This window comes from Bacillus sp. LR--39, assembly GCF_053613335.1.
Map to the genome: position 1 here is coordinate 1 of NZ_JBSIOT010000982.1, position 669 is coordinate 669.

A 669-nucleotide genomic window follows, 5' to 3' on the forward strand; every position below is an offset into this window, starting at 1 on the left:
TACGACAGCCAGCAAACCGTTTTTGTAACACCTGATGAAGACTTGATCATCAAGCTGAAAAAATAATAATGCCAAAAGCCTGAACCTCAAGGGTTCAGGCCTCTTCTTTTTCGGAAAAGCTCGTCGATCTCTTGGACGAGCTCATCATCGATCAAATCATCGATCTGTCCGGCCAGCCTGATCGTGTGGCGCGGGCTGGCTCCGTTTGTTGAGACGGATATGGTTATGTTTCCTCTGTTGATTATTTTTGGAACATATACATTTCCCAGCTCCGCTTCACTCGCAACATTGACGAGCTGCTCAGGAGCTGCCGATGCGGCGAGACGCTTGTTTGCCTCATGGTCATCGGTCGCAAGAATGATCAGAAATGCATTCTTGAAATCACCGGGTTCCGCCTTTTTCTTCTTCCATTAGATGCCGTGTTCGTTAATCAATCCGAGCATCTCTTCTGATGCTTCAGGGCTGATGACGGTCGCGGATGCACCTTCTGCCAGCACCGTTTTCAGCCGCCGCGCCGCAATCTTCCCCCCGCCCGCAATGACTGCGGCTTTGCCTTTCATGTTAATGTGCAGCGGCAGCATCTGATGCTCCTGTAAAATCAAAGCGGCCGGCTTTGTTGATAACCGCTTCCTCTACGCGGTGCAAAAAGGCGTTTTTTACATGGGGGTG

At 50.4% G+C, this 669-nt stretch carries 1 pseudogene; it reads right to left on the bottom strand.

Annotation, left to right across the window (positions count from 1 at the left end):
* Positions 1-86: 86 nt before the first annotated feature.
* Positions 87-581 (bottom strand): annotated as a pseudogene (locus tag ACWHAR_RS27900) (NAD(P)-dependent oxidoreductase).
* Positions 582-669: the final 88 nt, after the last annotated feature.